This window comes from Aquicoccus sp. SU-CL01552 (assembly GCF_040365005.1).
GTDB lineage: Bacteria > Pseudomonadota > Alphaproteobacteria > Rhodobacterales > Rhodobacteraceae > Antarcticimicrobium.
In genome coordinates this window covers 135,621-158,570 of the sequence record NZ_BAABWV010000014.1, presented here as the reverse complement: position 1 = coordinate 158,570, position 22,950 = coordinate 135,621, and the positions used below count along the sequence as shown (strand labels likewise).

General features: G+C 66.8%; 22 protein-coding genes and 1 pseudogene. 10 read left to right on the top strand and 13 right to left on the bottom strand.

Annotated features, from left to right (window positions below; all coding sequences use genetic code 11):
* Positions 1-181: 181 nt before the first annotated feature.
* Complete coding sequence (locus tag ABWV23_RS16275) at positions 182-823, bottom strand: DsbA family oxidoreductase (protein WP_353349648.1); 642 nt, start codon at positions 821-823, stop codon at positions 182-184.
* A gap of 170 nt (positions 824-993) precedes the next feature.
* Between ABWV23_RS16275 and ABWV23_RS16270 the strand changes: the two genes are divergently transcribed.
* The 3 genes from ABWV23_RS16270 to ABWV23_RS16260 all read left to right on the top strand — a co-directional run bounded on the left by ABWV23_RS16270 (position 994) and on the right by ABWV23_RS16260 (position 3,555).
* Complete coding sequence (locus ABWV23_RS16270) at positions 994-1,887, top strand: LysR substrate-binding domain-containing protein (RefSeq protein ID WP_353349646.1); 894 nt, start codon at positions 994-996, stop codon at positions 1,885-1,887.
* 107 nt (positions 1,888-1,994) lie between these two features.
* The gene (gene wrbA / locus ABWV23_RS16265; RefSeq protein ID WP_353349644.1) at positions 1,995-2,624 is read left to right on the top strand and encodes an NAD(P)H:quinone oxidoreductase; all 630 of its coding nucleotides are present in this window, start codon (positions 1,995-1,997) and stop codon (positions 2,622-2,624) included.
* A gap of 58 nt (positions 2,625-2,682) precedes the next feature.
* Positions 2,683-3,555, top strand: coding sequence for an EamA family transporter (locus ABWV23_RS16260; protein ID WP_353349642.1), 873 nt, complete (start codon positions 2,683-2,685; stop codon positions 3,553-3,555).
* Between the two features lie 40 nt (positions 3,556-3,595).
* Here the strand turns inward: ABWV23_RS16260 and ABWV23_RS16255 are convergent, their stop codons facing one another.
* Positions 3,596-5,185 carry a GMC family oxidoreductase gene (locus ABWV23_RS16255; RefSeq protein ID WP_353349640.1) on the bottom strand — a complete coding sequence of 530 codons (1,590 nt, stop codon included), beginning with the start codon at positions 5,183-5,185 and terminating at the stop codon, positions 3,596-3,598.
* 139 nt (positions 5,186-5,324) lie between these two features.
* On the opposite strand from ABWV23_RS16255, the gene lptF reads away from it, so the two are divergent.
* The 4 genes from lptF (at position 5,325) to ABWV23_RS16235 (ending at position 9,132) form a co-directional block, all read left to right on the top strand.
* The gene (lptF, locus tag ABWV23_RS16250) at positions 5,325-6,458 is read left to right on the top strand and encodes an LPS export ABC transporter permease LptF (RefSeq protein ID WP_353349638.1); all 1,134 of its coding nucleotides are present in this window, start codon (positions 5,325-5,327) and stop codon (positions 6,456-6,458) included.
* A gap of 160 nt (positions 6,459-6,618) precedes the next feature.
* Positions 6,619-7,383: a glycosyltransferase family 2 protein gene (locus ABWV23_RS16245; protein ID WP_353349636.1), complete on the top strand. Its 765-nt coding sequence runs from the start codon at positions 6,619-6,621 to the stop codon at positions 7,381-7,383.
* A complete protein-coding gene (locus ABWV23_RS16240; protein ID WP_353349634.1) occupies positions 7,380-7,697 on the top strand; it encodes a lipid-A-disaccharide synthase N-terminal domain-containing protein in 318 nt (105 codons plus the stop codon). The genes ABWV23_RS16245 and ABWV23_RS16240 overlap by 4 nt, the downstream gene beginning before the upstream one ends.
* Complete coding sequence (locus tag ABWV23_RS16235; RefSeq protein ID WP_353349632.1) at positions 7,663-9,132, top strand: ArnT family glycosyltransferase; 1,470 nt, start codon at positions 7,663-7,665, stop codon at positions 9,130-9,132. The genes ABWV23_RS16240 and ABWV23_RS16235 overlap by 35 nt, the downstream gene beginning before the upstream one ends.
* A 6-nt stretch (positions 9,133-9,138) precedes the next feature.
* Here the strand turns inward: ABWV23_RS16235 and ABWV23_RS16230 are convergent, their stop codons facing one another.
* A complete protein-coding gene (locus tag ABWV23_RS16230; RefSeq protein ID WP_353349630.1) occupies positions 9,139-10,794 on the bottom strand; it encodes an ArnT family glycosyltransferase in 1,656 nt (551 codons plus the stop codon).
* Positions 10,795-10,870: 76 nt separating this feature from the next.
* Here ABWV23_RS16230 and ABWV23_RS16225 point away from each other — a divergent pair.
* Positions 10,871-11,278: pseudogene (locus tag ABWV23_RS16225) on the top strand (N-methylproline demethylase); the annotation flags it as partial.
* Between the two features lie 25 nt (positions 11,279-11,303).
* Here the strand turns inward: ABWV23_RS16225 and ccoS are convergent.
* From ccoS to ABWV23_RS16200, 5 genes are all read right to left on the bottom strand, one after another.
* Positions 11,304-11,462, bottom strand: a complete 159-nt coding sequence (gene ccoS / locus ABWV23_RS16220; protein WP_353349628.1) for a cbb3-type cytochrome oxidase assembly protein CcoS — start codon at positions 11,460-11,462, stop codon at positions 11,304-11,306.
* Positions 11,463-11,466: 4 nt separating this feature from the next.
* Positions 11,467-13,650, bottom strand: coding sequence for a cation-translocating P-type ATPase (locus tag ABWV23_RS16215; protein ID WP_353349626.1), 2,184 nt, complete (start codon positions 13,648-13,650; stop codon positions 11,467-11,469).
* Between the two features lie 2 nt (positions 13,651-13,652).
* Entirely contained in the window at positions 13,653-14,111 is a 459-nt protein-coding gene (locus ABWV23_RS16210; RefSeq protein ID WP_353349624.1) for a FixH family protein, read from the bottom strand.
* 3 nt (positions 14,112-14,114) lie between these two features.
* Positions 14,115-15,545, bottom strand: coding sequence for a cytochrome c oxidase accessory protein CcoG (gene ccoG, locus ABWV23_RS16205; RefSeq protein WP_353349622.1), 1,431 nt, complete (start codon positions 15,543-15,545; stop codon positions 14,115-14,117).
* A 137-nt stretch (positions 15,546-15,682) separates the two neighbouring features.
* Positions 15,683-16,585 carry a LysR family transcriptional regulator gene (locus tag ABWV23_RS16200; RefSeq protein WP_353349620.1) on the bottom strand — a complete coding sequence of 301 codons (903 nt, stop codon included), beginning with the start codon at positions 16,583-16,585 and terminating at the stop codon, positions 15,683-15,685.
* Positions 16,586-16,687: 102 nt separating this feature from the next.
* On the opposite strand from ABWV23_RS16200, the gene ABWV23_RS16195 reads away from it, so the two are divergent.
* The gene (locus ABWV23_RS16195) at positions 16,688-16,852 is read left to right on the top strand and encodes a hypothetical protein (protein WP_353349618.1); all 165 of its coding nucleotides are present in this window, start codon (positions 16,688-16,690) and stop codon (positions 16,850-16,852) included.
* Positions 16,853-17,034: 182 nt separating this feature from the next.
* Here ABWV23_RS16195 and ccoP read toward each other — a convergent pair whose 3' ends face one another.
* The 4 genes from ccoP to ccoN are packed head-to-tail and all read right to left on the bottom strand — an operon-like array spanning position 17,035 to position 20,445.
* Positions 17,035-17,904: a cytochrome-c oxidase, cbb3-type subunit III gene (gene ccoP, locus ABWV23_RS16190; RefSeq protein ID WP_353349616.1), complete on the bottom strand. Its 870-nt coding sequence runs from the start codon at positions 17,902-17,904 to the stop codon at positions 17,035-17,037.
* Complete coding sequence (locus tag ABWV23_RS16185) at positions 17,901-18,086, bottom strand: cbb3-type cytochrome c oxidase subunit 3 (RefSeq protein WP_353349614.1); 186 nt, start codon at positions 18,084-18,086, stop codon at positions 17,901-17,903. Before ABWV23_RS16185 ends, ccoP begins: the two co-directional genes overlap by 4 nt.
* Before the next feature lie 11 nt (positions 18,087-18,097).
* The gene (ccoO, locus tag ABWV23_RS16180; RefSeq protein ID WP_353349612.1) at positions 18,098-18,829 is read right to left on the bottom strand and encodes a cytochrome-c oxidase, cbb3-type subunit II; all 732 of its coding nucleotides are present in this window, start codon (positions 18,827-18,829) and stop codon (positions 18,098-18,100) included.
* Positions 18,830-18,843: 14 nt separating this feature from the next.
* Complete coding sequence (gene ccoN / locus ABWV23_RS16175) at positions 18,844-20,445, bottom strand: cytochrome-c oxidase, cbb3-type subunit I (protein WP_353349610.1); 1,602 nt, start codon at positions 20,443-20,445, stop codon at positions 18,844-18,846.
* A gap of 208 nt (positions 20,446-20,653) precedes the next feature.
* Here ccoN and ABWV23_RS16170 point away from each other — a divergent pair, with 208 nt between their 5' ends.
* Positions 20,654-21,493 carry a universal stress protein gene (locus ABWV23_RS16170; RefSeq protein WP_353349608.1) on the top strand — a complete coding sequence of 280 codons (840 nt, stop codon included), beginning with the start codon at positions 20,654-20,656 and terminating at the stop codon, positions 21,491-21,493.
* Positions 21,494-21,551: 58 nt separating this feature from the next.
* Here the strand turns inward: ABWV23_RS16170 and glyA are convergent, their stop codons facing one another.
* Positions 21,552-22,874: a serine hydroxymethyltransferase gene (gene glyA, locus ABWV23_RS16165; RefSeq protein ID WP_353349606.1), complete on the bottom strand. Its 1,323-nt coding sequence runs from the start codon at positions 22,872-22,874 to the stop codon at positions 21,552-21,554.
* Positions 22,875-22,950 lie beyond the last annotated feature (76 nt).

Sequence of the window (22,950 nt, the reverse complement as noted above, 5' to 3'; positions counted from 1 at the left end):
CCAACGCCCCAGCAGGTGCAACGAGTGGTTAAAATTACGCCAGCCCCTGTCCGACGATAGGGGAGGAGCTCAGCTTTCTGCGGGGGGCGGTCGTCCGTTATGCCCCTGTTGCACTGGGCGCCTTCCGGGACGGTTCAACACATCCGGCAAGGGGCGGGCCGCAGGGTCCGCCCCCTTTGCGTCAGGCCTCGGCCAGCAACAGGTTCGCGCGGATCTGCGCCCGCAGGTCGGCCATCTGCGCATTGACCAGCCGCGCGCCGGTTTCCTGCACGATCACCGTGGGCACGGCGACCACCTGGTACCCCCGCGCCCGCTTGCGATCGGCCTCGACCGCCGTGCGGGTGGCGTCCTGCGCCATCAGCCGGGCGAACTCTGCCGCGTCGAAGCCAGCCTCCCGGGCCACGTCGTTCAGCACCGCGGGATCCGCCACGTTGCGCGCCTGGCTTATATGGGCGTGTTGCAGCGCGTCGAACATGCGCCAATGGCCGTCCTGCCCCGCCAACCGCTCGGCCGCCTTGCAGGCCAGCGCCGCCGGCAGCCCGTGCGGATAATCGAACCGCGCCGCGCGCATGCCCTCGGCGTTGAACGCCCCGGGCGTGTCGCTGGCCGCGCGGCAGGCCACCCAATGGCCGAGGATGGTGGTTTTCGCCCGCGCCATCGAGCCGAACGCCGCCACCATCTGGCCCTGGTTCTCCTGCAGCACAAAGCTGCGGTGCCGGACCGCAAGGTCGAACTCCTCGGCCAGGCGGCGCAGCCGGGGCGAAAGGTTGAAGCACCACCCACAGACAACGTCGTGGTAGAAATCAAGGGTCAGACGGGCCATTTTCGGTCTCCTGTTTCGAAAAGCTGCCTCGGAACATGGCCCGCTTGGTGCCCCCGAATAACCGGGGCGCGCGCAACTCACTCTTAACGCCGGTTGAGGAATGCCCTGTCGCGCCAGCCCCGCCGATCTGCTAGCCTCTGGCCGGACAGGGGACGGACGGGAACCGGAACATGGACAGGCTGTCGGTGATGAAAGCGTTCTGCCGCATCGTCGAGCGCGGCAATTTCACCCGTGCCGCCGAGGATCTCGGTGTCTCCGCCGCCCTGCTCAGCCGCGATATCAAGCTGCTGGAACAGGGGCTGGGCTGCACCCTGCTCACCCGCACCACGCGGACCATGTCGCTGACCGAACACGGGCGGCTTTACTACGACGAGGCGACCCGCCTGCTGGAGCAGATGGCGCAGATGGAGGACCGGGTGCGCGCCGGTGCAGGCACCGTGGCCGGGCGGATCAAGGTCAACGCGCCGCATTCGCTGGGCGCCACCGCGCTGGCTCCGATCCTGCCCGATTTCCTGGCCCGGCATCCGGAATTGAACCTCACGCTGGTGCTGGATGACCGCATGGTCGACATGATCGAGGGCGGTTTCGACCTGTCGATCCGGGTGCGACCGGACCTGCCCGATTCCGGGCTGATCGCGCGCCGCATCGCGCCTGTGCGCCAGGCGCTGTTCGCCGCGCCCTCCTATCTTGAGGCGCGCGGCACGCCGAAGACCCCCGGCGCGCTGGCCGATCACGACACGCTGGAGTTCCTGCACTCCTCTGCTGCCGGCCAGTGGGAATTGACCGGCCCCGAGGGGATGACCCCGGTCACGCCGCATGCGCGCCACCTGATCGGGTCGAGCCTGGTGCTGCGCGACATGCTGATCGCCGGCATGGGCATCGGCTCGCTGCCCGATTTCATCTCGGATTCGCCGGAGGCGGCGGGCCGGCTTGTCCGGGTGCTGCCCGCCCATGAATTGCCGCCGCGCCAGATCTATGCGGTCACCGCCTCGCGACTGTCGGCGGATGCCAAGACGGCGGCCTTCCTCGATTTCCTGCAGGACGCGCTGCGCCGGCCCGCCTGACATTCTTCAACACCCGTTAAGAGTGACTTGCGCCTGGGCCGGTTATTCCCGCACCCGCCCCGGCGCATCCTTGTGGCAGTCGCATTTCACTGCCGCAGGAGGCTCCAATGACCAAGGTTCTCGTTCTTTACTATTCCAGCTACGGCCACATCCGCCAGATGGCCGAGGCCGAGGCCGACGGCGCGCGCAGCGTGCCCGGCGTTCAGGTCGACATCCGCCGCGTGCCGGAAACCGTCCCCGCCGAGATCCGCGCCAAGGCGGGCTTCGTCGAGGATGACTGCCCCGAGGCGCAGGTCGCCGACCTGCCCGGTTACGACGCCATCATCCTCGGCACCCCGACCCGTTTCGGCACCATGGCCGCGCAGATGAAACAGTTCCTCGACATGGCCGGCGGGCTCTGGGCGCAGAACGCGCTGGTGGGCAAGGTCGGCGCCGTCTTTACCTCGACCGGGTCGCAGCATGGCGGGCACGAGGCCGCCGTGCTGTCGACACAACTGCCGCTGATGCATTTCGGGATGCTGGTGACCGGCCTGCCCTACAGCTTTGCCGGGCAGACCCGCATGGACGAGATCGTGGGCGGCTCGCCCTATGGTGCGGGCACCATCGCCGGCGGTGACGGAACGCGTCAACCCAGCGCGACCGAACTTGACGGCGCCCGGTTCCAGGGCCGTCACGTCGCGCAGATCGCGGCGCGGCTGGCCGCCGCCGAGGCGCGACCCGAAACCGAGGCTGCCTGACCTGACGGCGGGGCGGGCCGATCCGCCCCGCGCATTCCCTGTCACCGGAGGCTGTCACATGTCCCGCACCACCGATTTGATTCTCACCGCGCTGGCCCCGGCAATCTGGGGCAGCACCTATTACGTCACCACCGAGTTCCTGCCGCAGGGTTACCCGGTGACGCTGGCAGTGCTGCGCGCCCTGCCCGCCGGGCTGCTTCTGCTGCTGCTGGTCCGCCAGCTGCCGCCGCGTGCCTGGCTGGGCCGCGTGTTTCTGCTGGGGGCGTTCAACTTCGCGATCTTCTGGGTGCTGCTGTTCATTGCCGCCTATCGCCTGCCTGGCGGGGTCGCCGCCACGCTGGGGGCAACACAGGCGCTGATCGTGCTCGGGCTGGCGCGGTTGGCGCTGGGTTCCCCGGTGCGCCCGCTTGCCGTTTTGGCCGCGCTGGCCGGGCTTGGCGGCGTGGCGCTGCTGTTGCTGCGGCCCGGCGCCGCGCTCGATCCGCTGGGGGTGGCGGCGGGGCTTGGCGGCGCCGTCTCGATGGCCGCCGGCACGGTGTTCAGCCGAAAATGGCAACCGCCGGTGCCGCCGCTGACCTTCACCGCCTGGCAATTGACCGCCGGCGGGCTGCTGCTGGTGCCGGTGGCCCTGTTAAGCGAACCGGCGCTGAGCGCGGGCAACATCGGCGGCCTGCTCTACCTCGGCCTGATCGGCGCGGCGCTGACCTACATGCTGTGGTTCCGGGGCGTCGCCCGGATCGAACCGGGCGCCGTCGCGATGCTTGGCATGATGAGCCCGGTGACCGCCGTGCTGCTGGGCTGGGTGCTGCTGGGGCAGGCGCTGAGTCCGGTGCAGATGACCGGCGCGGCGACGGTGCTAGCCTCGGTCTGGCTGGGCCAGCGGGCAGCGCGCGGCAAGCTGCCCCGCCCGCTGCGCGCGCGTCCCGCCTGAGTCCCGGCCTGAACCTCGCCTGAACCTCGCCTGTCCCCACTCAGGCCCGGCCGCGGATCATGTCCGCGGCCTTTTCCGCGATCATGACGGTGGGCGAGTTGGTATTGCCCGAGATGATCCGCGGCATCACCGAGGCATCCACCACGCGCAACCCCTTGACCCCGTTCACCCGGCATTGCGGATCGACCACCGCGCCCGCGTCCGCCCCCATCCGCGCAGTACCGACCGGGTGAAAGATCGTCGTGCCCACGTCACCGGCCGCATGCACCAACTCGGCGTCGCTCTGGTAGTTCGGGCCCGGGCGGATTTCCTCGGGGCGATACTTTGCCAGCGGCTCTGCCGCCATCACCTGCCGCGTCAACCGGATCGCGCGCGCCGCGACCTGTCTGTCCGTCTCCTCGGAGAGGTAATTGGGCGCGATCTCCGGCGCGGCGGAGGGGTCCTGCGACACGATCTCGACATGGCCCCGGCTTTCCGGGCGCAGGTGACAGACACTGGCGGTCACCGCCGGGAAATCATCCAGCGCCTCGCCGAAGGCCGGCAGCGACAGCGGCTGGACGTGGAATTCCAGGTCCGGCGTCTCCAGGTCGGGCGAGGAATAGGCGAACCCGCCCATCTGGCTGGGTGCCATCGACATCGGCCCCGAGCGGAACAGCGCGTATTCCAGCCCGATCTTGGCCTTGCCCCAGACGCTGGCCGAGAGCGTGTTCAGCGTCTTGGCCCCCGTCACCTTGTAGGCACAGCGCAGTTGCAGGTGGTCCTGCAGGTTGCGCCCCACCTCGGGCACCTCCTGCACCATCTCGATTCCGTGAGTCTGCAACAGCTCTCCCGGCCCCACGCCGGAAAGTTGCAACAGCTGCGGCGACCCGATGGCCCCGGCCGAGAGGATCACCTCGCGCCGCGCGTGCAACCGCTCGCCGCCGACCAGCTCGACGCCCGTCGCCCGGATCCCGTCAAAGGTGACGCGGGCACATTGCGCCTTTGTGCGCACCGTCAGGTTATCACGGTCGCGCACCGGCGAGAGGAACCCCTTGGCGGTGGTCCAGCGCCAGCCGCGACGCTGGTTCACCTCGAAGTAATTGACCCCGAAATTGTCGCCGGTGTTGAAATCGTCGCTGCGGGGAATGCCGGTCGCCTCGAAGGCCTCTGCCACGTCATCGAGGATATCCCACCTCAACCGCTGCTTTTCGACCCGCCATTCGCCGCCCGCGCCGTGATCGTCGCTGGCGCCGGCGTGGTGATCCTCGGACTTCAGGAAATAGGGCAGCACGTCGTCCCAGCCCCAGCCGTCGCAGCCCAGCTGCCGCCAGGTGTCGTAATCGCGGGCCTGCCCGCGCAGGTACAGCATGCCGTTGATCGAGGAACAGCCACCCAGCACCTTGCCGCGCGGATAGCCCAGCGCGCGCCCGTTCAGCCCCGGTTCGGGCCGGGTCTTGAAACACCAGTCGGTGCGCGGGTTGCCGATGCAGTGCAGGTAGCCGACCGGAATGTGAATCCAGTGATAGTTGTCGCGCCCGCCCGCCTCGAGCAGGAGCACGCGCACATCGCGGTCCTCGCTCAGTCGGTTCGCCAGCACGCACCCCGCGCTGCCCGCGCCCACGATGATATAGTCGAAGTCCTGCCCGTCCATTCCGGTCCTCCCGCCGCCCGATCTCGACCCCGTTTCTGAGCCACAAAGCCGGCGGGGTCCACCCCGATCGTGGCAGATTGCGGTTCCCACGGTACAACATCTACCATATGCTCCTTTACGCGCCGCCGCAGGGAAAGCCATGTCGAGATTTGACGGATACGTATTGCGCCAGCTTCTGGTGCTGTTCCTGTTCTTCCTTCTGGTCCTGGTGGGGGTGCTGTGGATTTCCCGCTCGGTCAGCCTGTTCGACAGGCTGATCGGGGGCGGCCAGTCGGGGCTCGTGTTCCTCGAGTTCACCGCGCTGTCGCTGCCCACGCTCATTCGCACGGTGATGCCGATGGCTGCCTTTGGCGCGGCAGTCTACGCGACCAACCGGCTGAACCGGGACAGCGAATTGACCGTGATGCTCGCCACCGGGTCCAGCCCGACGCGGTTGGGGCGCCCGGTGTTCTACTTCGGGTTGGCCGCTGCGCTGATGATGGGGGTGCTGACCACCTACCTGCGCCCGGCCTCGATCCTGCAGCTCGAATTGCGCCAAGCCGAGGTCTCGCGCGATCTGACCGCGCAGCTTCTGAACGAGGGGAGCTTCATGCACCCGGCGGACGGGGTGACCTTTTACATCGGCACCATCGCGGCGGACGGCACGTTGCACGACGTGTTCCTGTCGGACCGGCGCGACCCGGACAGCACGATCACCTATACCGCCTCGCGGGCTTTCCTGGTGCATGACGACGCGCGAATGAACCTGGTGATGGTTCAGGGCATGGCGCTGCGGTTCGACGCCCAGAACAACAAGCTGTCGACCACGGTGTTCGAGGATTTCTCGTATGATATCAGCGCGCTGGCCGCAGGGCGCGACACGACGGCGCATAACATCCGTGGCGTTCCGACCATCGACCTTGTCAGCCCGTCCAGACAGGCGCGGATCATCCGCGATGACGGCTATTCCAGCGGCCAGATCGCCGAAGAACTGCACGAGCGACTGGCCTGGATCTTCATCTGCATCGCCACCCCGCTAGTGGGTTACGCCACGTTGATGCTCGGCGGATTCTCGCGCTTCGGCCTCTGGCCGCAGGTGCTGGGCGCCTTCGCCATCCTGCTGGTTCTCGAGGCGCTGCGCGGCTTCGCAACCCCGATGGTGGTGGATCGGCCGCAGATGTGGTGGCTGCTCTACCTGCCCAGCCTGGCCGGGCTGGCACTGTCGCTGCTGTTCCTGCGCATGGCCGGCCGGCCGCTGCGCCTGCTGGTCGGCGGCAACCGGTCCCCGGCGTGACGCCCCTCCACCGCCGACACCGCCAACGCGGGCATATTCCCGTTGAACAATTGCCGCGAAGGTGTATTGAGGCGCGGCGCCGGGCCAGTTCGTGCAATCGCCCGAACCGCCCGCTATACTGGCCCGGACTTCTGAAACACGACGCGGTGGACCCGTGACCATGCAGCTCTCAATCGTGATCCCGATGCATAACGAGGCGGAAAACGTCGTCCCGCTGGTGCGCGAGGTCGATGCCGCTTGCGCCGCGCTGCCCGACAAGGAACTGATCCTGGTCGACGACGGCTCTTCCGACGACACCGCCCGGCTGATCCGCGGGATGCAGGATGAATTTCCCTGGGTCCGCCTGTTGCAACATGCCACCGCCGGTGGCCAGTCGGCGGCGGTGCACAGTGGCGTGCTGGCGGCGCGCGGCCGGGTGATCTGCACGCTGGACGGCGACATGCAGAACCCGCCGTCGGAGATCCCCAAGCTGGTCGCGCCGCTGCTCGATCCGCAGGCCCCGGCGCGGCTGGGGCTGGTGGCCGGGCAACGGGTGCGCCGGCAGGACACATGGTCCAAAAGGCTGGCCTCGAAACTGGCCAACGGGCTGCGCGCCTGGATGCTGTCGGACAACACCCGTGACACCGGCTGCGGGCTCAAGGCGTTTCGCCGCGATGCCTTTCTGGCATTACCGTTCTTCAACCACATGCACCGCTACCTTCCGGCGCTGTTCTCGCGCGACGGCTGGCAGGTGGCACATGTGGATGTCAGCCACCGCGAGCGCGGCGGCGGCACCTCGAAATACAACAACCTCCAGCGCGCGCTGGTCGGCATCTACGACCTGATCGGCGTGGCCTGGCTGATCCGGCGGGCCAAGACCGTGCGGGCCACCGAGGACGCCACCGAGGCCGATGCGAACGGCCCCGACCGGGAGGCCGCCGGGTGATCGACGCCGCGCTGGAATTCTTCAAGGTCGAAACCCGGGCCGAACTGATCTGGGTCGTCATCGGGATCGGGGCGCAGTTGCTGTTCTCGATGCGCTTCATCATCCAGTGGATCGCCTCGGAAAAACAGCGCCGCTCGGTGGTCCCGGAACTGTTCTGGTGGTTCTCGATCACCGGCGGGCTGACGCTTCTGGCCTATGCGATCCACCGGCAGGACCCGGTCTTTATCCTCGGCCAGTCGCTGGGCGTGGTGATCTACCTCCGCAATCTCTGGCTGATCTATGCAGAAAAACGCACCACGGGCGAAAACTCCTGACCCGATCTGGACCGGGGTCGCAGTCATCGCCGCGCTCACCCTCTATCGCGTGGTCATGCTGAGGCTTTCCACGGCCGAACTGTTCGTCGACGAATCGCAATACTGGCAATGGGGACAGGACCTGGCCTGGGGGTACTACTCCAAGCCGCCGCTGATCGGCTGGGTGCTGCGCGCCTTTTCCGAGCTGTCGGGCAGCGACAATGCCTTCTGGGTGCGGCTGCCCGGCGCACTGTTCCACGCCGCCACCGCGCTGCTGCTGATGGGCGCCGCGCGCGAGGTGACCGACCGGCGCGCCGCCATGATGGTGGGGGTGAGCTATGCCACCCTGCCGGTGGTCGCGGTGGGCGCGCTGCTGATCTCGACCGATACCATCCTGATGCCGTTCTTTGCCGGGGCACTCTGGCTGTACCTGACGCTGGTGCGCCGCCCCTCTGGCGCGCGGGCGCTGGCGCTGGGGCTCTGCCTCGGGCTGGGGATGCTGGCCAAATACGCCGCGATCTACTTCGTGATCGGGGCCGGCCTGGGTGCGGCGCTGCTGCCGGCAGCGCGGATCACCTGGCGCGACGCCGCCCTCGCCACGGCGGCCTTTCTCGCGGTGATCGCGCCCAACATCGTGTGGAACCTGCAAAACGACCTGACCACGCTGTCGCATACCGCCGACAACGTCGACTGGGTCCGCCGTCCGGGGGTTCACCTCAACCCGCAGGGCGCGCTGGAGTTCCTCGCCGCGCAGTTCATGGTGATGGGGCCGGTCCTGTTCGGCGCCTACCTGCTGACCGCCGTGCGCGCGCTGACCCGCCCCGACTGGCAGGGGCGCTGGCTGGTGTGGATGTCGGCGCCGACGCTGGCGCTGGTAACGCTACAGGCGCTGCTGTCCAAGGCCTATGCCAACTGGGCGGTCACCGCCTGTGTCGCGGCGCTGCTGTTGGTGGTGCCGGTGCTGTGGCACCGGGCGCGCATGTGGCTCTGGGTCGGGCTGACGCTCAACCTCGCGGTCAGTGTCTTTCTGCCCTATGCCGCGACCCAGGCCACCAGTTGGACCCGCGCAAGCGACGGGCGGCTACTGATGCGCCGCTATGTCGGGGAAGGCGCCATGAGCGCGCGCATCCTTGACGAGGCCCGGCGGCAAGGCGTTACCGCCGTGGTCTCGGGCAACCGCCTGCTGCTGGCCGATCTGTTCATGGCCGCCAAGGGCAGCGGGATCGAGATCTTTGCCGTGCCGGTCCCCGAGCATCCGCCGCATTTCTACGCGCAGGAACACCCCTATCCGGCCGAACGTCCGGGTCCGTTCCTCTTTGCCACGCTGGGCGATGAGCCGCCCTGCCCCGGCCCGCTGCCGGTCGCCACGTGGAAACCGGGGCCGGGCATCTACGCCCCCAACACCCTGTCGCTTTACCTGCGTGAAGGCACCTGCTGGCCCGCCGCCGGGAACTGATCCCGCCTAGCGGAACAGGTAGGCGGTGATCCCGACCTCGTCGGCGCCGCCCAGCGCAAAGCCCTCGACCCGGCCGATCACCTCGCCCGGGCGTGGTGCGGCGATGTCGAATGCGGCGCGCATGTGATCCTCGACGAAGACCAGCGCGCAACCCGCATCGCCCACCGCCTGCGCCGCCGCTTCCGGCCCGGCGAACCGCGGCAGTTGCGGGGTCAGCAGCATCAGCGAGGGTTCCTCGTAACCGACCGAGAAGAAACCCGGATCGTCGCACATCTGCTGCGCCTCGCGGTGCAGCGCGGCCAGAGCGTTCGACGGCCAGATGTGATCGAACCGCGCCAGGTGCCCGAACAGGCTGGTCGTCAGGCCCAGCGACAGCAGGCCAAGGCCCAGAACCGGGCTCAGCCGGTCGCCCGCCTGCATCCGGGTCCAGACCGCCCAGATCCCGGCCAGCGACAGCGCCATGCCCAACGCCCAGACCAGGCTGGGACCCATGCCGTATTGCAGTGAAAAGATCAGCGGTGCCGCCCCCAGCGCCAGCGCCAGCAACAGCGCCGCAGCAAGGAACAGCCGATAGGGACGGCGCAGCGGCCCATCGGGGCGCGCCAGCCAGCCCGCCGCGCTGAGCACCGCCAGCGCCGGGAAGGTCGGCAGCACGTAGTGGATCAGCTTCGTCGCGGTGGACTCGAACACCAGCCAGCTGGGGATCAGCCAGGCCAGACAGAACAGCACGGCGGGCATACGCCGCGCGCTCCAGCCATACCACAGCCCAAAGGGCAGCAGCACCGAGGCCGGCCAGAAGGTCAGCCAGACCGCCAGCGCATAGGCGCCAAAGGGGGCGCCGTGGCTTTCCTGCCCCTCGCCGATCTTGCCGATCAGGTCACGGCCCAGCGCCTCGGCCCAGAAGGCATCGCCGGTTTTAAGCGTGATCGCCACGTACCAAGGCAGCACGATCACCACGAACAGCAACAGCCCCGGCCCCCAGCGCAGCGGCGCCAGCCAGCGCACCCCGCGTCGCAGCGCGATCAACGCAAGGATCGTCAGCCCCACTACCATCGGCCCGATCGGCCCCTTGATCAGCATCGAGACGCCCATCGCGCCCCAGAACAGCCAGGGCCAGCCACCGCGCAGCGCCGCGCCGCCGCGCATGTGCAGCCGTGCCAGCACCAGTTGTGCCGCCAGCACCGTGGTGAGCAGCGTCGCGTCGGTCTTGGCCAGCCGTGCCTCGCCGTTCAGCACCACACAGACCGCCATCAGCAGCGCCGCCAGCAGCGCCGCCTGCGCCCCCGCCAGCGACAGCGCGATCAGGTAGGTCAGCAGGCAGGCCGCCACCGCCATCGCCAGCGACGGCAGCCGATAGGCCCAGATGTCGTTGACATGGCTTTTGCCGACCAACGTCACCGCCGCCGATTGCAGCCAGTAGATGCCCACCGGTTTCTTGTACCGCGTCCCCTCGCCCAGCCGGATGTCGATCAGGTCGCCGGTTTCGGCCATCTGCCGCGAGGCCTGGGCAAAGCGGGTCTCGTCCCGGTCGATCGGCGGCACGGTGAAAAATCCGGGCAGGAACATCACCAGCGCGAACAGCGCGACAAAGATCATCGGCCGCGCGGGCCGTTCCGCCGCCAGTCCCGCCAGGGCCAGCTCTATGCGATCGCGCCAATTCACCTGCGTCTCCCGCCTTGGGTTTCGCCCTTCTCTCTGGCCGAAACCGCCCGGCATTGCAATCCGGGGCGCCTGCCGCTTTGCCCCCGAGGTCATGGGCATGAACCTGGTACCCTACATGCGGGTGTTGCAGGACAAGGAGGTGCTGTTCACCGTGACCTACCGGCCCAAGGCGGTACAGCGCGACGGCAACGCGTTGCGCGCGGTGATCGGCACCGATTACTCCCCCCATCGGGAAGAGCGCAGCTTTGACCAGGTGGTGGTCAACCACGGCACCCGGCCGCTGGACGAGCTTTACTTCGAGCTCAAGCCGCAATCGCGCAACCGGAGCGCGGTGGATTACGACGCGTTGATCGCCGGGGCGCCGCAACCGGGCCATGACGGGGCGCAGGGGGATTTCTTGCTGTACCGGATCGGCGATGCGGTCTCGGCGCGCAACACGCATGCGGCGATCTATGATGCACTGCGGCTAGTTCGTACGATTTGAGGGGGAAATCCTACGATTTCACGCCTCACGGTTTCGGGTGGTCGTCCCATTCGTCGCTGAGAATGCGGCGGCTGTCCCCCTCGGGGTCGTCGTACTGCCCCGAGCGGACCGTGTAGAGGAACCCCGCCAGGCCGACCCCGCCCAGGATCAGGGAGATCGGGATCAGGTAGGAAAGCACATCCATCGGGTTACCTCAGCCGCAGCGCGTTGAGCGACACCGTAATCGACGAGGACGACATCGCCAATGCGGCAATCAGCGGCGTGGCGAATCCCGCAACCGCCAACGGCACCGCGATCAGGTTGTAGACGGTGGCGATGCGGAAATTCTCGCGAATGCGGCGGGTCGCCTTTTGCGCCGTCACGCAGGCATCGGCGATCGGCGTAAGATCCTGTCCCAGCAAGACAATATCCGAGGCCACCCGCGCGGCGTCCAGCGCCGAGGCTGGCGAGATCGAGACATGCGCGGCGGCCAACGCGGCGGTGTCGTTCAGCCCGTCGCCCACCATCAGCACCTTTTTGCCGTCTTCGGTCATCTGCGCGATACGCGCCGCCTTGTCCTGCGGCAGCGCCTCGGCCACCCATTTCGAGATGCCCAGCCGTTGCGCCAGCGCCTCGACCGCGCCGGCGGTGTCGCCCGAGATCAGCAGAACCTCCTTGCCGCTCTCGCGCAGGGCCGCCACCGCCTCGGCGGCGCCGGGACGCAGCGCGTCCGAGAAATAGAACGGATGCGGATCGCCCTCGCCCACCGAGAGCCAGGCGGCGGTGCGCGCGCCCTGCTCGGCCCCGACCCAGCTGGCCCGACCCAACCGCACGGTGCGCCCGCGCCAGGTGCCTTCGGTGCCGAAGCCCGGCACCTCGGTCACATCCGTCAGCGTGGCGGGCTTGAGCCCGCTTTCGCGGGCCGCCTTGACCAGCGCCACCGACAGCGGGTGCGACGAGCCCTCGGCCAAGGCCAGCGCGATCTCCAGATCGGCGCGGGTGTGGTCGCCCATGTTGGTCAGTTCCGGCGTGCCGGCGGTCAGCGTTCCGGTCTTGTCGAACACGACGGTATCGACCTGCGCCAGCCGCTCCAGCGCGGTGGAATGCTTGATCAGCATCCCCTTGCGGAACAGCCGCCCCGAGGCGGCGGTGGTCACCGCCGGCACCGCGAGGCCCAGCGCACAGGGGCAGGTGATGATCAGGACGGCGGCGGCGATGTTCAGCGCGGTGCGCAGGTCCCAGGAATAAAGGAACCACCCGACGAAGCTGAGCGCTGAAAGGATATGGACCCCCGGCGCATAAAGCCGCGCCGCCTTGTCGGCCAGCGAGGTATAGCGCGACCGCCCGGACTCGGCGATGGCGACCAGGTCGGCGATCCGGTGCAGCGAGGTATCCTCGCCCACCGCCGTGGCCCGCACGGTCAGCGGGCCGGTCAGGTTGACCTCACCCGCCGAAACGCCAAGGCCCGGCTCGGCATAGACCGGCACGGTTTCCCCGGTAAGCAGCGAACGGTCGAGTTCCGAGCGCCCCTCGGCGATCTCGCCGTCGACCGGCATCCGTCCGCCGGGACGCACCCGGATCAGGTCACCGATCCGCAGGTCCGCGACCGAGACCTCCTCTTCCGCGCCGTCATCGGTCAGCCGCAGGGCGCGCGGCACCTCCAGCGCGGTGAGCTCCTCGGCTGCCGAGCGCGCCACGGCGCGGGTGCGGTAATCGAGGTAACGGCCCGCCAGCAGGAAGAAGGTGAGCGTCAGCGCGGCATCGAAATAGGCGTGTTCACCCGAGAGCGAGGTTTCCCAGAGCGAGGTCGCCAACGCCAGCAGGATCGCCAGCACGATGGGCACATCCATGTTGAGCCGCCGCACCGAGAGCGCCGCCCAGGCGCTGCGGAAAAACGGCTGCGCCGAAAAGGCGATTGCCGGCAGGGTGATCGCGGCGGAAATCCAGTGGAACATGTCGCGCGTGGCGTCCGTCGCCCCGGACCAGACCGAAACCGACAGCAACATCACATTCATCGAAGCAAAGCCGGCCACCGCCAGCCGCATCAGCAGATCGCGCCCGGCGCGGTCGGTCTGGGTCGCCTGCAGCGTGCCGGCGTCCAACTCGTGCGCCTCGTATCCGGCGCGTTCCAGCACCGGGATCAGGTCGGCCGCGCGCACCTCTGGATCGGCCTCGATCATCGCGCGCTTGAGGGTGAGGTTGACCCGCGCCGAATGCACGCCCGGGGTGGCGTCCAGTTCCCGTTCGACAGTGGCGATACAGGCCTGGCAATGGATGCCGGGCAGCGACAGCGCGATCCTCGCGTCCTTGGGTGCCTCCTCGACCGGCTGCGGCGGGGCGGCCAGGCAGCCGGGGCAGGCGGCGGCCGAGGGGGGACGGAGTTCGGCGGTCATGGTCAGCCCTCTACGAAAAACACCAGGCGTTGGGTAAAGCCGGTGCCGTTACCGGCCACCGCCTTGAGGCGCAGGTCCCATTTGCCCGGGCGCAGTTCCACCGGCGCGACATATGCGGCGCCGTCAAAGGCGAACTCCGGGGTCACGTCGCTCTTGCGTTCGGTGGCGCGCCCGATGGTGGCGTCGATCTTGGCGGCCCGCACCGGGGCGCCGTCGGCATCCGTGATCGCCATGATTACCAGCCCGCCGGTGTGTTTGACCCCCACGGTCCAGCCCAGCGATTCCTGCGCGGCGCGGCGCTCGTTGAACTCCTGGCTCGCGACGTAGGAATTCTTGACCTCGAGCCCGGGAAAGGTGCTGATCGCGTTGTAGGCCAGCGCGAGGTTGACCGCGATGATCACACCGAAGGCTCCGACAAACACCATCAGCGCATGGCGCCCGGTGAATTTGCGTTCCGTCACGGCTCAGTTCCCCCGGCCATTGAAGGTGCTGTCCTTGTGGGTGCGCTCGCCGCTGGCCAGATCCTCGACCCAGAAGCGAACATCGGTCGCCTCGGCGTTCGAGGGAGCGGAGCCTTTCGGCGAAACCACGTAGACCCGCTGAAGATAGGCGGTGTCGGCAGGAACTTCCACCGTGTCATAGGCCGTGCCTTCAAGCTGGATGCGCAGGGTCGGATCGCCCACCACCGAGAGTTTGAAGGGCCGCGGTTCGCCATGCTTGTTGCGCAGCCGGACGTCATAGGTGTTGCGGATCGAGCCGTCGGACATGGTCACATAGGTCGGGTTGCGCACCGGCGCGACGGTCATGTCGATATCGGGACGGATGAACAGGGCGAACACCAGCCCGATCCCGACCAGCGACCACAGGGTGGTGTAAAGGATCGTGCGCGGCCGCAGGATGTGTTCCCAGATGCTGCGGGGGGCGTTGCCGGAGCGTTCGGAAGATTCGTCGCTGAGCGCCATGTAGTCGATCAACCCACGCGGCTTGCCGACCTTGGCCATCATGTCGTCGCAGGCGTCGATGCACAGCCCGCAGGTGATGCAGGCCAGTTGCTGGCCGTCGCGGATGTCGATCCCCATCGGGCAGACGTTGACGCAGGCCGAGCAGTCGATGCAATCGCCCAGCTTTTCCGCGCCGTCGGCCTTGCGGTGCTTGCCGCGCGGCTCACCGCGCCATTCGCGGTAACCGATTGTGATGGTGTCCTCGTCCATCATCGCGGCCTGAATCCGCGGCCAGGGGCAGGCATAGATGCAGATCTGTTCGCGCGCGAAGCCGCCGAAGAAAAAGGTCGTGCCGGCCAGCACCGCGATGGTGGTATAGGCGACCGGATGCGCCTTGAGCGAGAACAGATCGACAACCAGCGTCGGCGCATCGGTGAAATAGAACACCCAGGCGCCGCCGGTGGCCACGCCGATCGCCAGCCAGGCCAGCCATTTGGTAAGCCGCAGCCGGGCCTTGCGAAAATCGAGCTTTTTCTGGCGGTGCAGGCGCAGCCGCGCGTTGCGATCACCCTCGACCCAGCGTTCGACCAGGATGAACAGGTCGGTCCAGACCGTCTGCGGGCAGGCATAGCCGCACCACACCCGGCCCAGGGCCGAAGTGAACAGGAACAGCCCCAGACCGGCCATGATCAGCAGGCCGGCGACGAAATAGAACTCATGCGGCCAGATCTCGATCCAGAAGAAATAGAACCGGCGATTGGCCAGGTCGAGCAGCACCGCCTGGTCCGGCAGGCTGGGGCCACGATCCCAGCGAATCCATGGGGTGATGTAGTAAAGCCCCAGCATCAGGGTGAGCAGAACCCACTTCATGCTGCGGAACTTGCCGGACACGCGGCGCGGATAGATCGGCTCCCGTGCGGCATAAAGGCTGGGGGCGGGGTTGGAATCGCTCACGGACATACTCCGGCTGGTCTTGGGGGGTTGCGGCCTTGTCACACTTGGCGCGGCCGGTAACTTTGATTTGGGTCAAAATGCGCACCGGTCAAACAGGTTTGGAATGCGATTTTGTGACGCGTGTAGTATCCGGCATTTCATCCTGTGTTTGATCCGCATGCAAGGGGGGCCGCCCGCACCTCGCGCCGCAGCCAGGCGATAAAGGCGCGGGCGGTGGGGCGCAGGGGGGCGGGCCGGGTGACGATGTGATAGGCGGCCTCGGCGCGCATCTCGAAGAGTTCGACCAGCCGGCCGGCGGCCAGGTCAGGCTCGACGAAAAGCCGCACGGTGATCATCACCCCCTGCCCTTGTCGCGCACTTTCGAGAATCAGGTTGCCGGGCAGCTGGATCCGACGCCGCGCCCCTTCGGGCGCCGCGCCGTGGGTTTCCAGCCAGGCGCTGGCCTCGTTGGTGCCCAACTCCTCGATCCAGGGCAGGCCGATCAGGTCGGCGGGGGTGTCGATCCGGCGCCCCTCGACCAGGGCCGGTGCGGCGGCCACGATCAGCGGTGCGGGAAGCAGAGCCTCGCTCGCCAGCCCCGGCCAGGCCCCGTCTCCGTGGCGCAGCGCCAGGTCGATGCCGCCCGGAGCCAGCTCGATGAGGTGCGGCGTGGGGTCGACGCGCAGGCTGATGTCCGGGTGAGCCTGCGAAAACCCGGCCAGCCGGGGCAGCAGCCAGTAACTGGCAAAACTGGGCGTGACGGAAACATGCAACGGCCGGTCGGCATCGCGACCCGACAGTTCCTGCACGGTGGCGGAGATGGTGCCGAAACCCAGGCTGAGCGAATCGGCCAGGTGCTGGCCATCGGGGGTCAGCCGCAGCGCCCGGCCGGAACGGTCCAGCAGGGAAACGCCCATGTGCCGCTCCAAGGCGCGCAACTGCTGGCTTACCGCCGCGTGGCTGATGTTCAGCGCCGCGCCGGCGCTGGTCAGGTTGCCCGCCTCGGCAAAGGCCGCAAAAGCCCGGAGCGCCGCCAGAGGCGGCATCGAACGCCAATCCATTTGTAAGCCCAGCTTTCAAGATGCAATTCCAATTGAGTCGCATTTACGTCCCGTCCCCGTCAAGTCTGGTGCCGGATCACAAGCACAACGGAGGATGCGACGATGTTGACGATCTATGCCCGGAGTTTCATGACGGCCACCCGCACCGGCTGCGTCCAGATGAAAGACGCCGCCCCGGTCAAGCCAGCCGTCGAGCCCCGCCGCTGGCGGCTGCTGAGGCGTTGGGGACGTGCCCCGAGCCGCAGCATGGTCCCGGCGCAGCCGTAATGGCAGCCCCGAAAAAGCAGACCCCGCCCATATCCGGGGATATGGACGGGGCCGTGGGTTCAACTATATTGAACCTGTGAACTTGTCGGCGCCGGCTTCTCAGGAAACGCGCGAACAGATCGAAAAGCCGGCGCCTTCCCCCCGGGCCGCAGGGACGGCCCGAAGGTAACTCATTGCCGCGACTACTCGCCGCCGCCCAACTGGTGGACGTAGAGCGCGGCGGACCGGATCTCGGCCTCGGTGAGACGTGCGTTCCAGTTCGGCATCACCCCGAAGCGGGCGTTGGTCACGGTTTCCTTCACGGTCGCGTAATCACCGCCATAGAGCCAGATCGCGTCGGTCAGGTTCGGCGCGCCCTGGGTCCGGTCTCCGGTCCCGTCCTCCATGTGGCAGGAGGCGCAGTTGTCCTCGAAGACCACCTTGCCGTCCTCGACCAGCGAGGCATCCTGCGGCTCGCCCGACAGCGACATCACGAAGTTGACCACCTGGTCGATCTCATCCTCGGCCAGCAGTTCGTCACGACCGAAGGCGGGCATCTGCGAATAGCGCGCGTCCTCGTCGTCCTCGTTGCGGACACCGTGGGTGATGGTGGTGTGGATCGCCTCGATGTCGCCGCCCCAAAGCCAGTCGTCGTCCAGCAGGTTGGGATAGCCCTTGGCACCGGCCGCACCGGAACCGTGGCACTGCGCGCACCAGGTCTTGAACACTGCGGCCCCGGCCGAAACCGCGTAGCCGTTCAACTCCGGATCGCCGGAAATCTCGGTCAGTTCGGCCGAGACAAGCTGTGCGTTGATCGCGGCGTTGGCTTCGTTCGCCGCCTCGATTTCAGCGGCGACATTGGCCCGTGTCGACCACCCCAGAACCCCCGAGGTCGCCGATTTGATCCCCGGCCAGGCCGGGTAGGCGATGGAATAGCCGATCGCCCAGATGATGCAGACATAGAAGGTCCACAGCCACCAGCGCGGCAGCGGATTGTTGAACTCTTCGATGCCGTCCCAGCTGTGGCCGGTGGTTTCCGGATCGCCCTTTTGCCGTTGCGGTGCCTTGCTCATGTCCGGGCCTCCTTGTCCGTCGCCGGTTTGTCGTCATGCCGGAAAGGAATATCCGCCGTGTCGCGATAGGTCTTCTTGCTGCCCGGGCGGAATACCCAGACAACGATACCAACGAAGAAGGCAAACAGCGCAAGCAGCATCCAGCTATCGGCGAATTGCCTGAGAAGCGTGTAGATTTCCATTTCTCCCCTCCTCAACGGCTGGCGTCGGGGGTAAAGGTCGAAAAGTCGACCAAGGTCCCCAGCATCTGCAAATAGGCAATTACGGCATCCATCTCGGAAACGCCGGGCTGCCCGTCGAAGTTGCGGACATTCACGCTGCTTTCGCCATACCGTTCGATCAACCCGTCATAATCGCTGTCCGGGTCGGCCTGGGCCAGGAAATCGGCCTGTCCGCTTTCCAGCATGTCATCGGTATAGGGCACGCCGACCACCGCATGGGTTGTCATCACGTCCTCGATGTAGCGACCGTCAATCATCGTGTTCTTGAGGAAGCCGTATTTCGGCATCACCGATTCAGGCACGACCGATTGCGGGTTGGTCAGGTGATCCACGTGCCATTCGTCCGAATAGCGCCCACCGACTCGGGCCAGGTCCGGCCCGGTCCGCTTGGAGCCCCACTGGAACGGGTGGTCGTACATCGACTCGGCCGCCAGCGAATAGTGGCCATAGCGTTCGACCTCGTCCCGCATGGGGCGGATCATCTGGCTGTGGCACACGTAGCAGCCTTCGCGCACGTAGATCTCGCGCCCGGCCAGTTCGAGAGGGGTGTAAGGGCGCATGCCCTCCACCTTCTCGATGGTGTTTTCCAACCAGAACAGCGGTGCGATCTGCACGATGCCACCAATGGTCACGACCAAAAAGCTGAACACCAGCAGGAGGGTCGCGTTGGTTTCGATGATCTTGTGCTTGTCAAGAATTGCCATTGCTCCGACCCTCCTTATTCAGCCGGGACCGCAGTGGCGAGGCTTTCCTTAGCCGGCGCCCGCTTGACGGTCATCCACAGGTTATAGGCCATGATCAGACCGCCAGTGAGGTACAGAACCCCGCCCAGACCGCGCACCACGTACATCGGGAACTTGGCAGCCACGGTATCGGCGAACGAGTTCACCAGGAAACCGTTGGCATCCACTTCGCGCCACATCAGGCCCTCCATGATACCGGTCACCCACATCGACGCCGCGTAGAGCACGATGCCGATGGTCGCCAGCCAGAAGTGCCAGGACACCATCTGCAGGCTGTAGAGGCGTTCACGCTTCCACAGAACGGGCACCAGGAAGTAGAGCGCGCCGAAGGTGATCATGCCGTTCCAGCCCAGCGCACCGGAGTGCACGTGGCCGATGGTCCAGTCGGTGTAATGCGACAGCGAGTTCACTGCGCGGATCGACATCATCGGCCCCTCGAAGGTGGACATGCCGTAGAAGCCGACCGAGATCACCATCATGCGGATGATCGGATCGGTGCGCAGCTTGTCCCAAGCGCCCGACAGGGTCATCAGACCGTTGATCATGCCGCCCCAGGAGGGCATCCAAAGCGTGATCGAGAACACCATGCCCAGCGTCGAGGCCCAGTCGGGCAGCGCAGTATAGTGCAGGTGGTGCGGACCGGCCCAGATATAGATGAAGATCAGCGCCCAGAAGTGGATGATCGACAGTTTATAGCTGAACACCGGACGTTCGGCCTGTTTCGGGATGAAATAGTACATCATCCCCAGGAAACCCGCGGTCAGGAAAAAGCCCACGGCGTTGTGGCCGTACCACCATTGCGTCATCGCATCCTGCACGCCGGACATCACCTGAACCGAGCGCGAGCCCCAGATCGAGATCGGCAGCGACACGTTGTTGACCACGTGCAGCATGGCGACGGTGACGATGAAGGACAGGTAGAACCAGTTGGCCACGTAGATGTGCGGTTCCTTGCGCTTCATGATCGTACCGAGGAAGACCGCGAGATAGGCCACCCAGACGATGGTCAGCCACAGGTCCACATGCCATTCCGGCTCGGCGTATTCCTTGGATTGGGTCGCGCCGAAAAGGTAACCGGTGGCCGCCAGCACGATGAACAGCTGATAGCCCCAGAACACGAACCAGGCCAGGTTGCCACCCCAAAGCCGCGCGGCGCTGGTGCGCTGCACGACATGCAAGGAGGTGGCGATCAGCGCGTTGCCGCCAAAGGCAAAGATCACCGCACTGGTGTGCAGCGGCCGCAACCGGCCAAAGTTGCCATGCCCGTTCAGCCACTCGAAATTGAGCTGCGGAAAGGCGAGCTGGAACGCGATGAAGGTACCGGCCAGGAACCCGACCACCCCCCAGAGAACCGTGGCGATCACCCCGGCGCGCACCACGCTGTCGAAATATTCATTCTGCGGAATCGCGGGCACCGGCTCGCCCGTTCTGCGCAGGGTGTAAAGAAACAGCCCACCGGACACCAGCAACACAATGGTTGCGTGCACCAGGTAAGCCGTATCGCGTGCGTAATTCATTGCCATTGCCGCAAACAAGGCAATCAAGCCATACGCGATGAGCTTGAGAGTGTTAGACATGTTTCGTCCCTTTTCCTTGTCCTTGCCCCGCGCGATTCTATCGCCGCGCCAGACGGATTCAGACCGCAGTTTAGATGCAGGAGGCCCCGGTTAACCGCTTTGATCTGCATCAAGACGCCCTTGCCAAATCTGTGACAGGCATCGATTGTACCCGATAAAAGGCTTCCGGAACCGGCCGGGGCCACTTGAAAATATATACGAGGTTCCAATGGCTTACAAATCCCTTCTGACCGTCCTGACCGACCCGAAGGTTTCCGATTCAGCCATGGCGCAACTTGTTGCGCTGGCGGCGGCGCAGGACGCCCATGCCGAGGCGCTTTGCCTGGGCGTGGACCGGACGCAAACCGGCTATTACTACGCCGGGGCGAACGCCATGATCCTGCAGGAAACGCTGGAGCGGGCCACCGCCGAGGCCGAGGCGACGCTGGCCTATGCCAAGGAAAAACTTGGCAATTCGGGCGTGCGCTGGTCCGCCGAGGACGGGGTCGCCCAGATCGCCGACCTGGGCCGGCACGTGGCCTATCGCGCGCGTTTCTCGGATCTGGTGGTGCTGCCGCTCCCCTATGGTGAGGGGCACGGCGCCGAGGCCGAGCCGATCGTCGAGGCGGCGCTGTTCGATGGTCATGCGCCGGTGCTGGTCGTTCCCGACGGGTATGAGCCCAAGGGCCAGCCGAAAACCGTGCTGGTGGGCTGGAACGAAAGCGTCGAGGCAATGACCGCGATCCGCAAGGCGCTGCCGTTCCTGGTCGCGGCCGAACAGGTGCGCATCGTGGTGATCGACCCGCCGCAGCACGGGCCGGAACGCTCGGACCCTGGCGGACTGCTGTCGCAACTGCTGGCGCGCCACGGCGTTGCCTGCGAGATCGACGTGCTGAGCAAGACCATGACGCGGGTGTCCGACATCCTGAACCGGCACGCCGAGGATACCGGCGCCGACATGATCGTGATGGGCGCCTATGGGCATTCGCGCTTCCGCGAGGCGATCCTCGGCGGAGCTACCCGCAACATGCTGGAAAAATCCAGGATCCCGGTGTTCATGGCACACTGATCCGGGACTGATCCGAAACCGGGCGGGGCGCGGGCCGATGGCCGCGCCCCGTTTCCGTTCAGGCGTTGACGTAATGCATGCCCTGGAACCGCGCCCGCAGCGCCTTGGTCTCGGGCGCCACGGCCTCGGGATCGTTGCCGCGCAGCGCCCGGGCGATCAGCGCGGCCAGTTCCGGCGCATGGTCGGGGGTCACCCCACGGCGCACCAATTCCGGCGTGCCGATGCGCAGCCCGTTCATGTCGCCCTCGACCGGGGCGATGGGCAGACCGATGCCACAGGCCAGGAACCCCGCCCGGCGCAGCGTCTTCGACGCCGCCTGCCCGCCGCCGAACGCCGCCGCCTCGACCGCGAACTGGTGCGACTGGGTCGCCCCGCCGGCACCGTGGAACACCGGCAGCCCCTCGGCCTCGAGCGCGCGGGCCAGGGCCTGGGCCAGATCGACCATCGCCGTCGCGTAGGCCGGCCCATGATCGACCCAATCCAGCAACGACAGCGCCAGCGCCGCCGATTTCGCCGCGTCGAAATTGGCCGTCATGCCGGGAAAAGCGATGGCGTCGAGCCGTTGCGCGATCTCTGCCTCATTGGTCACGATCAGCCCGCCGGCGGGCCCGCCGAGGCTCTTGTAGGTGCTCATCGTCATCAGATGCGCCCCCTCGTCCAACGGGTTGGCCCAGGCGCCGCCGGCGATGATGCCGCATTGGTGGGCGGCATCGAACAACACATGGGCGCCGACCTCGTCGGCGATCTCGCGAACCTTGTGAACCGGATGCGGGTAAAGGTTCAGGCTGCCGCCGATGGTGATCACCTTGGGCTCCACCTTGCGCGCCAGATCGCGCAGCGCGCCCAGATCCACGGTGTAGCCGTCGGCATTGACCGGCGCATCGTGGGTTTGCAACCCGTAGAGTCCGGCGCAGCCGTCGTGGTGGTGGGTGACATGGCCGCCGATCGCGGGGGGCGGCGCGATGATCGAATCGCCCGGTCGGGCCAGTGCCATGAAGCCGTAGAGGTTGGCCAGCGCCCCCGACCCGACGCGGATCTCGGCATGGCAGGCATTGAAGACGCGCGCCGACAGTTCGGCGGCGATCACCTCGATCTCCTCGATCGCCTCCAGCCCCATCTCGTACTTGTCGCCGGGATAGCCCAGCGAGGGACGGCTGCCCAGCCCCGCCGCCAGCGCCGCCTCGGCGCGCGGGTTCATCACGTTGGTTGCCGGGTTCAGGTTGAAGCAATCCTCGTCGTGAATGCGCCGGTTGTCGTCGATCAGCGCCTCGATCCGGTCAGCGATCCGGGCGGTCGAATCGCCCGTCAGGCTGGCGGCGATGTTCTGCACGTAATCTTCGGAGAATTCCGGCACCCAAGGCCGGCGGGCAAGGTGGGTCATGGCGGTCTCTTTGCTGCGTGTTTGTCCCATCCAACCCCGGACATGCCCCCGACCGCAAACCGGAAATGAAAAACCG

What these genes read in the sequence shown, in the direction of transcription:
- ABWV23_RS16255 (WP_353349640.1), bottom strand. Translation starts at nt 5,185, where the DNA reads ATGGACGGGCAGGACTTCGACTATATCATCGTGGGCGCGGGCAGCGCG.
- ABWV23_RS16185 (WP_353349614.1), bottom strand. Translation starts at nt 18,086, where the DNA reads ATGGAAATCTACACGCTTCTCAGGCAATTCGCCGATAGCTGGATGCTG.
- ccoO (WP_353349612.1), bottom strand. Translation starts at nt 18,829, where the DNA reads ATGGCAATTCTTGACAAGCACAAGATCATCGAAACCAACGCGACCCTC.
- ccoS (WP_353349628.1), bottom strand. Translation starts at nt 11,462, where the DNA reads ATGGATGTGCTTTCCTACCTGATCCCGATCTCCCTGATCCTGGGCGGG.
- glyA (WP_353349606.1), bottom strand. Translation starts at nt 22,874, where the DNA reads ATGACCCACCTTGCCCGCCGGCCTTGGGTGCCGGAATTCTCCGAAGAT.
- ABWV23_RS16215 (WP_353349626.1), bottom strand. Translation starts at nt 13,650, where the DNA reads ATGACCGCCGAACTCCGTCCCCCCTCGGCCGCCGCCTGCCCCGGCTGC.
- ABWV23_RS16270 (WP_353349646.1), top strand. Translation starts at nt 994, where the DNA reads ATGGACAGGCTGTCGGTGATGAAAGCGTTCTGCCGCATCGTCGAGCGC.
- ABWV23_RS16200 (WP_353349620.1), bottom strand. Translation starts at nt 16,585, where the DNA reads ATGGATTGGCGTTCGATGCCGCCTCTGGCGGCGCTCCGGGCTTTTGCG.
- ABWV23_RS16245 (WP_353349636.1), top strand. Translation starts at nt 6,619, where the DNA reads ATGCAGCTCTCAATCGTGATCCCGATGCATAACGAGGCGGAAAACGTC.
- ABWV23_RS16275 (WP_353349648.1), bottom strand. Translation starts at nt 823, where the DNA reads ATGGCCCGTCTGACCCTTGATTTCTACCACGACGTTGTCTGTGGGTGG.
- ccoP (WP_353349616.1), bottom strand. Translation starts at nt 17,904, where the DNA reads ATGAGCAAGGCACCGCAACGGCAAAAGGGCGATCCGGAAACCACCGGC.
- ABWV23_RS16170 (WP_353349608.1), top strand. Translation starts at nt 20,654, where the DNA reads ATGGCTTACAAATCCCTTCTGACCGTCCTGACCGACCCGAAGGTTTCC.
- ABWV23_RS16260 (WP_353349642.1), top strand. Translation starts at nt 2,683, where the DNA reads ATGTCCCGCACCACCGATTTGATTCTCACCGCGCTGGCCCCGGCAATC.
- ABWV23_RS16195 (WP_353349618.1), top strand. Translation starts at nt 16,688, where the DNA reads ATGTTGACGATCTATGCCCGGAGTTTCATGACGGCCACCCGCACCGGC.
- ABWV23_RS16235 (WP_353349632.1), top strand. Translation starts at nt 7,663, where the DNA reads ATGCAGAAAAACGCACCACGGGCGAAAACTCCTGACCCGATCTGGACC.
- lptF (WP_353349638.1), top strand. Translation starts at nt 5,325, where the DNA reads ATGTCGAGATTTGACGGATACGTATTGCGCCAGCTTCTGGTGCTGTTC.
- wrbA (WP_353349644.1), top strand. Translation starts at nt 1,995, where the DNA reads ATGACCAAGGTTCTCGTTCTTTACTATTCCAGCTACGGCCACATCCGC.
- ccoN (WP_353349610.1), bottom strand. Translation starts at nt 20,445, where the DNA reads ATGTCTAACACTCTCAAGCTCATCGCGTATGGCTTGATTGCCTTGTTT.